Here is a 13400-nt window from a genome sequence, read left to right on the forward strand (position 1 = left end):
TTACACCATAAAAGCGTTTGCCTTTGAACTAAAAAGCTAGCTCAAATATCTAAAATTACTAACTAAATCACCCTTAAGAGTGCTCGGTTTACGCATTCCATAAACGTCGGATGCACCCATGCTAGGGAGTGCTGGCGACAGTATTGCGCTTGGGTGAGGGAACTGCTGTTGCAGTTCTCAATGTGCCGCCGCCAAAAGTCGGCTTTGGATTCGGTCTGGTTTTCCCTGGTCTCTGGTAACATGGTATGCCTCCTTTGAATTGGGGGCATACTGAAACATGTTGGCAAGAAGATGAAAAGATGATGTTCCTAAGTCGCTTACCTTCTAACGCTTACATCAGGACAGAAGAAAAAGGGTATTCCCCTTGATGTTCAAGGACAAGTCGAACAGCACGCTCCTTTACCTCGGGACTGTATCTCTTTTTGGTATTCATGGCTCCATATTCTCAGATTTTGGGGTCTTTGTCATAGTTGCGGAACAGGGGGCGAGGCCTCCTGCCTAATTTTCAGATAAAGGTAATCTAGATCACGGTACCCGCATGCTCGTTTTACGATCCTGCTGATTGTGGCATTGAATGCCTCGAGTTTAGCCGAGGTAACCCGATGCTTGATCCAGGCCAAGATTTCATTTCTATCCCTGTCTACGCCTTTGGCAAATTTGATCAATGGCCTTAACCCCGTCTCCTTGGCCCACTCGATCCAGTTGTCGAGGAACTTTGAGGCCCATTTTGGTCGAACATAAGTCCAGAGAGTGGCGAATGCATCTTTGAGGAGGTAAGCTTGAAAAAGCGCCTCGTTAGCCTCAAAAAGACGGGCCAGGTCATCACACTGATGCTCCTTGAGCTTGTCGCCATTGCGAAGAAGATTAAAGCGCTGCCCTTTGATGAACTGCTTATCCTCTTTGTTCGCCTTTCGCCACTCTGATCGTCGTACCTCATCAATGGCTGTGTTGAGGTTGCCGACGATATGGAATTTATCAAAAACGATTTGTGCCTTGGGGGCATATTGCCGGATAACGCTTTTATATGCTCCGGCACGGTCGATACCAATGGCTTTGATGTTCTTGATCTGTTTTGGGGTAAGTTTCTGGAAAAATGATTCCAGCGAAGTTTTTTTCTTTCCCTCTGCCAGATGGAGGACCTCTCCGGTTTCGCCATTGATGACAACAGTCATGTACTGGTGGCCGGCGCCTATGGATTTCTCATCGATCAGAATGACGCGCAGCTTATCCAGGTCCGGATCAGGCAAGTACTTGGCCAGTATTCGCTTATCCCATCTTCTGGCAGTACTGGTTGAAATGGGTAGGAAAACCTGGATCTTGTTCACTGGCATAAAACGACATAATCTGCACACATAGTGCATGAGGCGTTTGGTTGCATGGGCGTAGCCGTCAATCCCCGGTGGATGTAGGGTGAAATAACTTTTGCAACCACTGCAATACCCTTGCAGTGCCTCGTAGAGTACCTGAACCAAGTTGACTGGGCCTATGGGCAGATCATATGCGCTTTGCATAACTTTTTTATTCACTGAGGCTTTTCGGATACAGTGGGGGCAGTAAACATTGAGCCTCTTGTCTCGATGAAGCTTTACAACAGCGATAGTTGGCGTCACCTGAATTTGCTGGACGACCCAACCTGAAAAATCATATAAAGGGCGTAACGAGGGGTGGCTGGACATAACTGAAAACCTTTGTCTATCAAATAATCTAAGCAGTTATCTGATATGACAAACATTTCAGCCAGTCAACCCCTCTCTATCTCCCGCAACTATGACAAAGACCCAGATTTTGGAGCCTCCGACAATACCGGGGCGATTCACTCATATTATTAGCAGACTTACACAGGATATGTGTTATGCTATATTTTATTAAGGAAAATTTGTAATTCACACATGAAACTATCTCTATTATGTCAAAAGGTAACCTTAGCACGAATCTGATTATCATGAAATATGGATCTCATAAACACTACATACAAGTAACAAAAATAAAGCGCTTGGCTTATAAAATCTTTGGAGAAATACATATCCCTGCTCGCATACGCGCAAATCATGTTCTTAAATATTTAAGAGAAGAAGAGGTGCTAAACAAAGACGGAGTCCGCTATCTTGATGCAGGTTCTGGTAAGGGCGATATGAGTTTTTTCCTTGCGAACCGTAATCCTAATTGGCTTGTTGAAGGTGTTGAGTATGAAGTAGTTAATATTGAAGCGTGTGAAAAAAATAATGAATTTTTAGATTTGAAAAATATTTCATTTTATCAGGGAGATCTGACGGCCTTAAATAAAAAAGCTAGCTATGACTTGATAACTAACATGGATGTATTGGAACATATAGAAAAAGATCAACAAGTAATAAGGAATTTTTACCAAGCGCTGGCCCCTGACGGCAGGCTGGTACTAACATTTCCTTCAAATCCTCAATACCCCCACTTAAAAGCTGTTAGCAAAAGAGATAAAAAATATTCAATCACACTCGAAGATTCGGGCCATGTGAGACCTGGGTACAGTCCTCAACAAATAGAGAAAATGCTTAGGGATGAAGGGTTTGTCAATGTAAAGGCTAAATACACTTTTGGCTGGCCTGGCACTAGAGCCTTCGATCTTTTCTTTATTATTGGTGACAGCAAGCCGAATCCAATAATATTTCTTCTTTTTTTTCCTCTGTTGCTTTTTTTAGGGTGGGTTGATGTCAAAAAAACATCGCATAAATTAGGATCAGCCTTGCTTGTAACCGCTCAAAAGGATAAAGATGTCAATTAACACTAATAGCTAACTTTTTTAACATGCTTGATTTTACGATGTTTGGTTGTTTAATATTGGCGATGGCAAGTTATATTTTATATCCCGCAATATTGATGATATTATGCTTATTTGCCCGAGAAGAAAAAAATAGCAATTACTCTTTTTTCCCAAGAACTGTAACATTAGTCAGTGCCTACAATGAGGAAAAACACATCTTAAATAGAATTAATAATTTTTTATCCTCTGATTATCCTCCCGATAAATCAAAGATAATTGTTATCTCTGACGCATCTTCAGATAAAACTGATTTATTAGTCCAGCAAATCAAGTCAAACAGGGTCAAGCTTGTCAGACAAGAAAAAAGACTCGGGAAAACCAGTGCACTCAATATGTGTCTGGGGGAGGTAAATAATTCGATAATAATTTTTACAGATAGCAATACCTGTTTTACAAAGGAGGCTATCTTTCAACTCACAAGACCATTTTCCGACCCCAAGGTTGGCTTGGTTAGTGGTCTACAATTATATAAAAAAACCAACGGAGAATTCAATACATTAGGGCTATACTCTAAGTATGAATTTTATCTAAAAAAACTCGAAAGCCGTATTGGTTCTCTAGCTGGTGCTGATGGTGCTATTTATGCTATCAAGGGAGAGCTTTTTGAAACGATTCCCAATGCATACATAAATGATTTTTACCATCCAATGAACATCACGAATCGTGGATATAAAGTGGTTTTTCAAAAAAATGCACTTGCATACGAGGAGAGTGATGAGAGTTTCGCAAACGAAATTAACAGGCAGATTAGGATAACGACTCAGTCAGCATATATTTTCAGGAAAGAATTTTTAAACTTGATAGTTAATAAAAACTACAAAGCTCTTATTTGCTATACTGGACATAAGGCTATGAGGTGGATAACAATTGTCTGGCTCTTTCTTTTTTTTGCAATAAATTTAATTCAGGCTACCTTTTATTCAAGTTATAGAGAATTGTTAATTTTGCAAATAATATTCTATACAATATGTTTGATTGGATCATTTTCAAATTTTTTAAAAATAAAGTTGCCCTACATATGTATGATGTCAAATTTTATAGAAATTAACTGTGCAATGTTTGTGGGTTTTGTCAAGTCTTTTAAGAAGGAGATCAATTCAACATGGAACGTAAGAAGCAAATAGCATGAAGGGAAAAATAGAAATACATAACGGAGAGTTCTTTGATGAATGGAATAGTTTTGTCAATGATCAATCAGAGGCGAGAATAGAAAATCTGTATGAATGGAAAAATATATTGAGGGACAGTTACAATCTAAAAAGTTTCTATATTTATTCAACTGGTATTGAAGGTAATATTGAAGGAATATTGCCATTGTTTCAAATAAGTAGCGTTCTATTTGGTAGGCACCTCGTTTCTATGCCATTTCTTGATTACGGTGGCATTTTAAGTGTCGACAAAAACGTTTCGCAAAAGCTGCATGAGTATGCTGCTAATATTGCAAAGGATACAGGGTCACATGATTTAATTTATAGGCACTCCCAAAAGAAGATTTCAGAGTGTAGTACGTATGAAAATAAAGTTTCATTTTTAATGGAGTTAGATAGATCCGAATCAGTTTTGTGGCAAAGAATTGGCTCTGAAAGAAGAAACAGGATTAAAAAAGCTAATAAACTTGGCTTATCAGTTTCCTATGGCAAAAAGAGTGACCTCGATGTATTTTATAAAATATGGTCTGCAAATATGAGAGATTTGGGATCTCCGGTACATTCCAAGCGTTTCTTTAATTCTATTCTTGAATATTTGCCAGAAAACTCTGGGATCATACTTGTTCGAGATGTTAACGACACGGTTATTGCTAGCGGCCTGTATCTTAAATATAAAGAGACTGTTAGTTTACCTTGGGTTTCTTCTAGGAAGAAATTTTTCCACTTATATCCAAACATCTTACTTTATTGGCATCTGATGGCAGATCATGGAAAGGTAGGGTACCGTTTGTTCGATTTTGGTAGGTCTTCTATAAATTCAGGTACATATCATTTTAAAAAAAGATGGAAAGCTAAAAGATTCCAACTTTGCTGGGAAATAATGTCGTTAAATAATAAATCAACTGATTTTTTGAATCAGGACAGCGAATCGTTTGCTCCAATGATAACTTGCTGGAAGCATACTCCCGTATGGATAACCAATATTATTGGACCATATTTGAGAAAAAATTTAATAAACTAACCACGACACTCGATGTTGCCCTGACTGTTTAAGTACCGCAAGCGTTACAGGAAGTGCACCCTGCAAACCAATTCCGACAGGCCAAACCAATTCCGACAGGCGGTCTTCTCTCTTCTCCTAAATAGAACTGACTGGGAGCATCCGGTATTTAGTAAGCATCAGAAGAACCACCCCCAACTTCGCAGAGTGAGGGCAGTTATAGGCTCTTTTGCATTCCAAGGCAACAGCGCCTCATAATCCTGCAGTGATTGAGCTTTCGGCAGTTCCTCGAAAATATGTAACCACCGTTATACGTAAGCGCCAGTAGAACTACACCCTCTTTACCCAGCGAGGGTATTGATAGGTTCTTTTGCATTCCAAGGCAACAGCGCCTCATAATCCTGCAGTGATTGAGCTTTAGGCAGTTCAGAAGTGGTCTCGTTCTTTAGACCAACACCATGGAGTTCTAAGTTATTTTCGTAGTTCCATGTGTCCTCCCTCTTCCCCGCGGGGAAGAGGGAGTTTTTTTAGGCCGCTTTTTTTACTTCTCCCCGATATATCTCATCCGGGGTTTTGTCGTCGAGTGATTCATGGGGACGAATGGTGTTGTACCGGAGAACATAAGCTGCAATCCCCTGCGTCAATTGTTTAGGGTTCTCATATGATTTCAGGTATATATCTTCATATTTAATACTTCTCCAAAAACGCTCAATCATCACATTGTCAACCCATCTTCCCTTGCCGTCCATACTGATCGTAACGCCTGCATCCTGCAAACAGTCTATCCACTTTTCAGAGGTAAACTGGCAGCCTTGATCTGTGTTCATGATCTCCGGTGCTCCAAAATCATTTAAAGCACGTTTTAGGCACAGGATGCAAAAAGCGGTGTCCAAGGTTGTAGAAATCTCCCAGTCTATAATTCTCCTCGAATACCAATCCATTATAGCGAAAAGGTACACATAGCCTCTACGCATTGGAATATAGCTGATATCAGCACACCACACCTGATTGGGGCGAGAAATTGTAAGCCCTCGCAAACGATATGGGAAAATTCCTTCCGGTCCACCAGGAATAGTTGTTCGTTTTCTGGGGTATATAGCCTCAACCCCCATTACCCGCATCAACCGACGGACTTTTCGACGACCAATTTGTTTGCCCGTTAATCGGCGTAAATATTTGAACATCCTACGACTGCCAGCTGCCGGGTCTTCGAGGTGTAATTTGTCGATATTTTCCATCAACGCAAGATTCTCTGGAGATTCACCAGATAACTGGTAATAAACAACCGAACGTGGAATGCCCAGCAACTCACATTGACGCCGAATGCTCAGTTGACAATTCCGCTCTACGAGTTTGGCTTTTTCACGGGAATTCCCAACTGTTCGCACTTTTTTTCGAGGAAATCGACCTCCATCGTCAACTGGCCAACTTTGCGTTCGAGCTGCTGTCGCTCCTTGTCAGTCCCACCTTGTCCTTGCTTTCTTTTGCCTTCAAACAGCTCCGGCATTCGCTCAAGCAGTTCATTTTTCCATTTGCCGACCATGATCGGATGGATCTCAAACTGCTTGGCTATTTCACTCTGGGTTTTCAAGCCCTGGATAGCCTCAAATGCCACTCGGGCCTTGAATTCTGCACTGTGTTTCCGTCTTTGCTTTTTCATAATTCCTCATTCTAACATGGTTGAGGAACTACAGAAATGTTAACTTAGCTACTGGTCTGGATTGGCGGCACCACTTCTTTCCTCAAAAATGTGCCTCAGATAACTGTACGGTTCAATACCGTTAGCCTTAGCTGTTTCGATAAGGCTGTACAGTGCAGCGCTTGCCTCAGCCCCTTCTGGTGTCCCAGCGAAGAGCCAGTTTTTCCGGCCCAGGACAAACGGCCTGATAGAATTTTCGGCCATGTTGTTATCGATGGCAAGATTGCCGTCCTCTATATATCCAATCAGCCGTTTCCATTGATTAAGCGAATAGGTAATCGCCTTGCCAAGTAATCCCTTGGGAAGAGTTCTGGTTGACTGCTTCACGAGCCATTCATGAAAACTATCCAAGATCGGTTTGGCATATTCCTGTCGTTGCCTATATATCTCTTCCGGCGGCAAGTCGTTTTCCCTGAATTGCGTCTCCAGCCTGTACAATTTTCTGATATAGGATACGGCCACATCCGCACTGCCGCTTTTCCCTTTCTTGCCCCGTGCCTTGATAATATCAGCAAAATAGCGCCTGGCATGGGCAAAGCAGCCGATATGGGTCACGCCTTCTTTTTTATCCAAAAAGTCATAGCCGCTATAGCCGTCAGTCTGCACGTATCCGGTATACTCGCCTAGAAAATCGGCAGCAACATCTCCGGCACGGGTCTGATGGTATTGATACAAAAGAACCTGTTTGTCGGGATCGCCTCGGCGGAAGACCCACATATAGGAATTGGAAGTCGGGTCGCGACCGGGTTCTTTGAGCACTTGTACAGTAGTTTCATCAATATTGATGGCATTTGCCGCCAGCAGTTCATCGTGAAGCAGATTCAGCAGCGGGGTGCATGCCTGTGCGGCCTGCATGGCCCAAGTAGACATGGAGGAACGCGATATTTCAACCCCAAGACGGGAAAACTGTTTCTCTTGCCGATAAAAAGGCAGATGATCTATGAACTTCCCGGTCATGATGAAGGCAAGTAGACCGGCTGTGGCTATGGATTTTGGGATAAGCTGCGGCGGGACAGGGGCAATTTTGACGGTCGGCCCTTCATCCAGCGCACCTTCGCAGCACTTGCAGGCATATTTAGGCCGGACATGGCGGATTACCTGCATTCTGGCAGGTACTATATCCAATTGTTCGCTGGTCTCTTCCCCGATCCTGGTCAACGGGCATCCGCAACCACAGATCTTCTCGCTATCTGCAATATCGTGCACTTTTTCCACACGGGGAAGATCAGCAGGTAACGGCTTACGCCCCCCTTTCTTGCGCTGATGCCCTTTAACTGGGATTTCTTCCGATTCAGCCTCTTCTCCCTCCGGTTCAGGCATGTCGAACAGAGGTAGAAGCTCAACAGTGCTGTCCGGTGGGATCTTTTCACTTGTACGGCCAAAAAGTTTGGCCCGAAGAAGACGTAGCTGCTCATACAGGATGGATGTTTCTTTTTGGTGAGACGTCTCTAGTCCCTCAATCCTGTCCTGCAAATCGAGTATGATTTCTTTGAGAGAGTCTGGTGAATCCGGTAATGTGGCAGCTTCAAATTTCATGAAAAAATTATAACACATCTACCTGAATTATCATCGATTAACTCAACAAAATAAACTGTTATACAGTGTCAAATATGAGGCGTTCATGGGCATCAACCTGCTCAATGGATAAACCGTCAAGCAGCCAGGATAATGATTGTCCTGATATGCTCATCACCTCCTGCTCGCTTTGCGGCCATTGAAAACGATCTTTCTCAAGCCGCTTATGGTACAGGCAAAATCCGTTTCGATCCCACAGCAGAATCTTGACGATATCACGTCTGCGATTGCAGAAACAGAATAGGTGTCCGGAAAAGGGATCAAGCTCAAACTGGTCGGCAACAAGCATAGAAAGGCCATTGATTGATTTCCGCATGTCGGTGGTCCCGGGAGCAAGATAAACTTGCACAGGCATGGCAGAAAACAGCATTACCGACTCGCGAGAAGTGGGAGAAGTCTGGCGAGGGCATCGCTACTAAAACTATTGCTTAACTCGATCCTGATGTTGTTGGCCAACACTACACGCATGTCCCCGCCCTGAGGTGAGAGTGCAGTCTGGATGGTTTTTTCCGGGACTGGTATGAGTTGAGGGGTATGTGAGATAGCTGGTCGTCTCTGTTTTTTCTGCCAATACGTCAGCGTGTGGTAGGAAAGTTCATGCTGACGACAGTAATCGGCGCGATTCAAGCCGCTTTTTGCCTGCGCTTCAACATGCGCTTTCCAAAAACGAGATTTATGAGCACGGTTTGTCATGTGATGCCTCCGTATGAGTTGATCGGGAGATAAACATGACATAGCTCGAAGTCAAAATACAGATGCGGTTAAATTCCCGCTTACCGTTATACTTCCCAGCCAAAATCTCCGGCCCGAAAGTCCACCAAATTAACCGGCGCATTTCCAGCAACCTGAGCTTCTTCTTCCATTTTCTCACTTTTTTCTTCCCTCTTGATGGATATCAAGTGGATTTTCTTCCGCTTTTTCTTTTCATTTCCTCATTATTCTTGCTTTTCAAAAAATAAAATCCTCAAACCTGGGAGGTGCAAGTGGAACAGGCCACTTTTCGATGCGCCTGTTGCAGGCGGATTAAGCGGAGAAATCCAAGGGTCAAAAACCAGAGATATTGTGGGGAACCGGAATGCCAGAAGGAGCGAAAACGCAAATGGCAGCGGGAGAAAATGAGTACAGATCAGGAATATTGTAGTGATCAGCGGGAAGCTCAGCTCTTGTGGCAACAAAACAATCTGAGAGATGAATATGGGGACAAATCACTCCTCTGCGGTTTGAAAAAGTCCCTCGAGAAGAAGGTGATTGGTGCAGACTATGTCTGCAATATTCTGTACCAGGAGATGACACCTGCTACTACTCACCAGCCGGTCAAGCTCAAGAAGGAGGAACTCAATGACATCACCCTCACAACCCCTGCTCTGGAAGAATACGATGCCATTATCCTCAAAAGGAGAAAAAACAATGAGTGACGAGATCATAGAGAAGTTCAAAGAGTTGCGCCTCAAACATTGCGCCGAAAATGTTGAAACGATATTGGAGCAAAGTGCAAAGAAAAATCTTTCTGCTCAGCAAACCATCAACAACTTGCTTGATCTCGAAATCGAACAACGGCGTATTGCACGAATCAATCGCTGTTTTAAACAGTCGAAGCTTATGGAACAACCGACCATCGACCAGTTCGACTTCAACTACCATCCATCACGAAAAAAACAAAAAGCCACAATTTTACGGCTACTGGATCTTGAGTTTATCAGCAACAAAATGGATATCATCCTTATCGGCAACCCTGGTGTCGGCAAAAGCCTGTTGGCGAAAACCATTGCTTATGCAGCTACCCAAAACGGTATAAAAACGCTGTTTACCTCAACAATGGAAATGATCAATCAGCTTGTATCCGCCCAGGAAAACCACACGTTGCTTGCCAAACTCAAAACATATCAAACTCCGGACGTCCTTGTGTGTGACGAGATCGGTTATCTCACGCTCGGTCAACAGGGATCACACTTGTTCTTCCAGGTAATCAGCGCCAGGCACGAACAAAAGTCGACCATCATAACGACGAACCTGCCTTTCGCTCAATGGGGGAACATCTTTGACAGCACAACTGTTGCAACAGCGATTGCCGACCGGCTCGTTTATAACTCGGAGGTCCTTGTTATGGAGGGAAAAAGTTATCGAAAGAGAGTATAGGCTAAAAAAACACAATCAGTTTACATCAAGGGGGAAATGTTACCTATCGATCGTTCCCGGATGCACAGGTGCGTCTTGTGGGAATAGTGGCTGGGGAAAAAACGGTGATTTTGGCTGGTTTACTGGCCGGTGATTACAAAAATATGCCGCAAATAACTGTACGGCTCGATACCGTTAGCCTTAGACATAATGTTTGACAGAAGTTGACCTGCCAACCTTGCAAACGTGGGTTAGAATAAAAGTGTAACACATTCACCCCAGAGCCAAAACTTGATGTGGTAGGAAAGTAATGGACACTTTCTTAAGAGTGATTTTAAATCCTTAAGGAGGTGTTCAATGAGTAAAAGAAAAAGGCGAAAGTTCAGCGACGAATTTAAAGCAGACTCGGTAAAACTCATCACCGAGCAAGGGTACAGTATTGCCGAGGCAGCCAGAAATCTTGGAGTCAATGCAAACCAGCTTAGCCGATGGAAAAGGGAAATTGAAAATCCATCTGAAAGAAGTAGTAGATCTGATAATATGACTGCCATGCAAGCAGAACTGAAGCGGCTCAGAAAAGAGAACAAGCAGCTCAAAATGGAGCGTGAAATCCTAAAAAAGGCAGCAGCCTTCTTCGCAAAGGAACAGGGATAAGGTATCAATTCATTGATATCGAGAAGAAGGCATTTCCTGTTTCCCTGTTATGTAAGGTTATGGAAGTGAGTCGCAGTGGATTTTACTCTTGGGCTTCCCGAGATAAATCCAGCAGAGAAGCTGAGCGAGACCGGCTCATTCCCAAGGTAAAAGAGATCCACCAGAAAGTCCGTGGAACCTATGGCGCCAGAAGGATGTCTAGAGAACTCACCGCCTCGGGTGATCCCTGCGGTCGCGCCAAAGCTGCAACGTTGATGAAACTGGCAACAGTAAAAGCAAAGCAGAAAAAGAAATACAAAGTGACGACAGACAGCAGGCACAAACTCCCTGTTGCTCCCAATTTATTGAACCGCAAGTTTGCCGTTACCAGAAAGGATGTCATTTACTGCTCTGATATCACCTATATCTGGACCAGAGAAGGATGGCTGTATCTTGCCGTCGTTCTCGACTTGTATTCCCGGAAGGTTGTTGGTTGGTCCATGAGTAGCCGGATGACACAAGGGCTTATTTCAAAAGCCTTGCAGATGGCAATTGGACGGCGTCGTCCTGAGTCTGGACTAATCTTTCATTCAGACTTGCGTTTTCGGAATGTAGGCACATTTTTGATCAATGCAAATTTTATTTTCCAGTAACTTTAGGGAGTTGCTGTTTTTGAGCCCTTCAAAATGGTCGAAGCATGTGGGCACACGCGATGTTGATTTACACTTGTTAATATAGAATGTTGTGTTATTTTAACAGGCAATCATGTACTTGCGAACAACACAACGAAAGAACAAAGACGGCTCGGTAACCAAATATTACCAGCTCGCCCATAACGTACGACACCCAGAGACCAAACGGACTACAGCCAAGATCATCCATAGCTTCGGCAGGGCTGATGAACTTGATCGAGATGAACTTGTCCGCTTGTGCCGATCCATTGCCAGGGTCTGTGGGGTTGAGGTTATTGATCCTTTGGATGCGGCTTGTTCAAAGGGAGGCCTACCTGCCGATGTCAAGATACTCAGGACATTAGAATACGGAACTGTCCGCGTCATAGCAGAACTGTGGGAGCAGCTTGGGATCGGTAAAGTTATCCGTGAAGCAACCCATGACAAGGGCGTCGATTACGATAAAGCCATACTGGCGATGGTTGCCAATCGCCTTTGTTGTCCGGAATCTAAGCTCGTAGTGTGGGAGAGGTGGCTCAATACGGTTTACCTGCCTGAGTGTGGTCATTTCAAACTACGCCAGCTTTATGAGGCCATGGATATTCTGCATGAAAATGCGGAGGAAATTGAAAAGCAGATTTTTCACCAGGTTGCAAATCTTCTGAACTTATCAGTGGATATTATTTTTTATGACACCACCACTGCATCCTTTTCCATCGACTATGAAGACGAGGATGACGGGCTCCGTCAGTATGGCCATGCCAAGGAAGGTTTCTGGGCACCCCAAATTATCGTTGCCCTGGCCGTCACCAGGGAAGGTATACCAGTCAAAAGTTGGGTCTTTCCAGGAAATACTGCCGATGTCAGCACGGTAGAGACTATAAAAAAGGATCTCCGTGGCTGGAATCTTGGGCGTGCACTGTTTGTTGCTGACTCAGGCATGAACTCAACAGATAATCGCACAGAACTTGCTAAAGCCTGCGGAACATATCTCCTGGCAACCAGGATGGCAAGTGTGAGTGAAGTAAAGCAAACAGTACTTTCTACCCCTGGCCGTTTTAGAGAGATATCTGAAAGTCTTCAGGCTAAGGAGGTCTTACTCGAAAATGGCAAGCGCTACATCCTTTGCTACAATCCCAAGGAAGCGAAAAGGCAGGCCTTGCATCGAGAAGAATTAGTAGCCATGCTTGAGGAGGAAATCTCCAAGCATAAAGATCGAAAGATTAATAATAAATGGGCGATAGAGCTGTTGGCTTCACGACGATTCAAGCGTTATCTTACCATCACGGGACACGACACGATCCGTATCGATCGTAAGGCTATCAAGGAGGCTGCAAAATATGATGGCAAATGGGTTTTGGAAACCAATGATAAAAACATAAGCGTCGAAGATGCCGCCTGCGGGTATAGGGGGCTTATGGTTATTGAGCGCTGCTTTCGTTCCTTGAAAAAGACCCAGATCAAAATGATGCCAATGTATCACTGGCTACCGAATCGTATCGAGTCGCATGTAAAAATATGTGTGCTGGCTCTCCTTATAGAGCGCGTAGCGGAGTTGACATGTGATAAGCCCTGGCGAAAAATCCGGTTGGTCCTGAGTAAAATACAAGCGACAGAGTTCGCAACGCCAGGTCACCATTTTTACCAATTAAATGAACTACCCATTGGAGCGAAGTTTACTATGGAATAGCTTGCATTTGCCTGTCCCCGCAAGGTTTTTGGCATCCAGGCCGTGAAAAAAGATACTGCAATGATGTAGGCA

The 13400-nt window shown here is 43.7% G+C and carries 13 protein-coding genes and 2 pseudogenes; 7 read left to right on the forward strand and 8 right to left on the reverse strand.

Annotated features, from left to right (window positions below):
• Window positions 1-62: 62 nt before the first annotated feature.
• The 3 genes and pseudogenes from tnpA (ACHZCY_RS08720) to ACHZCY_RS08730 form a co-directional block, all read right to left on the reverse strand.
• Window positions 63-269 (reverse strand): IS66 family insertion sequence element accessory protein TnpA, encoded by a 207-nt coding sequence (gene tnpA, locus ACHZCY_RS08720; protein WP_394713381.1) that lies wholly within the window; start codon window positions 267-269, stop codon window positions 63-65.
• Window positions 270-340: 71 nt separating this feature from the next.
• Window positions 341-433: pseudogene (locus ACHZCY_RS08725) on the reverse strand (transposase); the annotation flags it as partial.
• Between the two features lie 31 nt (window positions 434-464).
• A complete protein-coding gene (locus tag ACHZCY_RS08730; protein WP_319548608.1) occupies window positions 465-1676 on the reverse strand; it encodes an ISL3 family transposase in 1212 nt (403 codons plus the stop codon).
• A 266-nt stretch (window positions 1677-1942) separates the two neighbouring features.
• Here ACHZCY_RS08730 and ACHZCY_RS08735 point away from each other — a divergent pair, with 266 nt between their 5' ends.
• The 3 genes from ACHZCY_RS08735 to ACHZCY_RS08745 all read left to right on the forward strand — a co-directional run bounded on the left by ACHZCY_RS08735 (window position 1943) and on the right by ACHZCY_RS08745 (window position 4966).
• Complete coding sequence (locus tag ACHZCY_RS08735) at window positions 1943-2758, forward strand: class I SAM-dependent methyltransferase (RefSeq protein WP_319548609.1); 816 nt, start codon at window positions 1943-1945, stop codon at window positions 2756-2758.
• A 62-nt stretch (window positions 2759-2820) separates the two neighbouring features.
• Entirely contained in the window at window positions 2821-3921 is a 1101-nt protein-coding gene (locus ACHZCY_RS08740; protein ID WP_319548610.1) for a glycosyltransferase, read from the forward strand.
• A gap of 1 nt (window position 3922) precedes the next feature.
• Window positions 3923-4966, forward strand: coding sequence for a FemAB family XrtA/PEP-CTERM system-associated protein (locus tag ACHZCY_RS08745; RefSeq protein WP_319548611.1), 1044 nt, complete (start codon window positions 3923-3925; stop codon window positions 4964-4966).
• A gap of 506 nt (window positions 4967-5472) precedes the next feature.
• Here ACHZCY_RS08745 and ACHZCY_RS08750 read toward each other — a convergent pair.
• The 5 genes from ACHZCY_RS08750 to tnpA (ACHZCY_RS08770) are packed head-to-tail and all read right to left on the reverse strand — an operon-like array spanning window position 5473 to window position 8912.
• Window positions 5473-6333 (reverse strand): IS3 family transposase, encoded by an 861-nt coding sequence (locus ACHZCY_RS08750; protein ID WP_319548584.1) that lies wholly within the window; start codon window positions 6331-6333, stop codon window positions 5473-5475.
• A complete protein-coding gene (locus ACHZCY_RS08755; RefSeq protein ID WP_319548583.1) occupies window positions 6291-6605 on the reverse strand; it encodes a transposase in 315 nt (104 codons plus the stop codon). Before ACHZCY_RS08755 ends, ACHZCY_RS08750 begins: the two co-directional genes overlap by 43 nt.
• Before the next feature lie 48 nt (window positions 6606-6653).
• Complete coding sequence (tnpC, locus tag ACHZCY_RS08760) at window positions 6654-8180, reverse strand: IS66 family transposase (protein WP_319548612.1); 1527 nt, start codon at window positions 8178-8180, stop codon at window positions 6654-6656.
• 58 nt (window positions 8181-8238) lie between these two features.
• A complete protein-coding gene (gene tnpB / locus ACHZCY_RS08765; protein ID WP_319548613.1) occupies window positions 8239-8574 on the reverse strand; it encodes an IS66 family insertion sequence element accessory protein TnpB in 336 nt (111 codons plus the stop codon).
• 14 nt (window positions 8575-8588) lie between these two features.
• Window positions 8589-8912, reverse strand: coding sequence for an IS66 family insertion sequence element accessory protein TnpA (gene tnpA / locus ACHZCY_RS08770; RefSeq protein WP_319548614.1), 324 nt, complete (start codon window positions 8910-8912; stop codon window positions 8589-8591).
• 422 nt (window positions 8913-9334) lie between these two features.
• On the opposite strand from tnpA (ACHZCY_RS08770), the gene ACHZCY_RS08775 reads away from it, so the two are divergent.
• From ACHZCY_RS08775 to ACHZCY_RS08795, 4 genes and pseudogenes are all read left to right on the forward strand, one after another.
• Complete coding sequence (locus ACHZCY_RS08775; RefSeq protein ID WP_319548615.1) at window positions 9335-9634, forward strand: hypothetical protein; 300 nt, start codon at window positions 9335-9337, stop codon at window positions 9632-9634.
• Entirely contained in the window at window positions 9627-10355 is a 729-nt protein-coding gene (istB, locus tag ACHZCY_RS08780; protein ID WP_319548616.1) for an IS21-like element helper ATPase IstB, read from the forward strand. Before ACHZCY_RS08775 ends, istB begins: the two co-directional genes overlap by 8 nt.
• Before the next feature lie 336 nt (window positions 10356-10691).
• Window positions 10692-11563: pseudogene (locus ACHZCY_RS23600) on the forward strand (IS3 family transposase); the annotation flags it as partial.
• A 169-nt stretch (window positions 11564-11732) separates the two neighbouring features.
• Window positions 11733-13328: an IS1634 family transposase gene (locus tag ACHZCY_RS08795; protein ID WP_319548618.1), complete on the forward strand. Its 1596-nt coding sequence runs from the start codon at window positions 11733-11735 to the stop codon at window positions 13326-13328.
• Window positions 13329-13400 lie beyond the last annotated feature (72 nt).

Origin of the sequence: Desulfogranum marinum, assembly GCF_963675105.2 — a bacterium.
In the GTDB taxonomy this organism is placed as follows: Bacteria; Desulfobacterota; Desulfobulbia; order Desulfobulbales; family Desulfobulbaceae; genus Desulfogranum; species Desulfogranum marinum.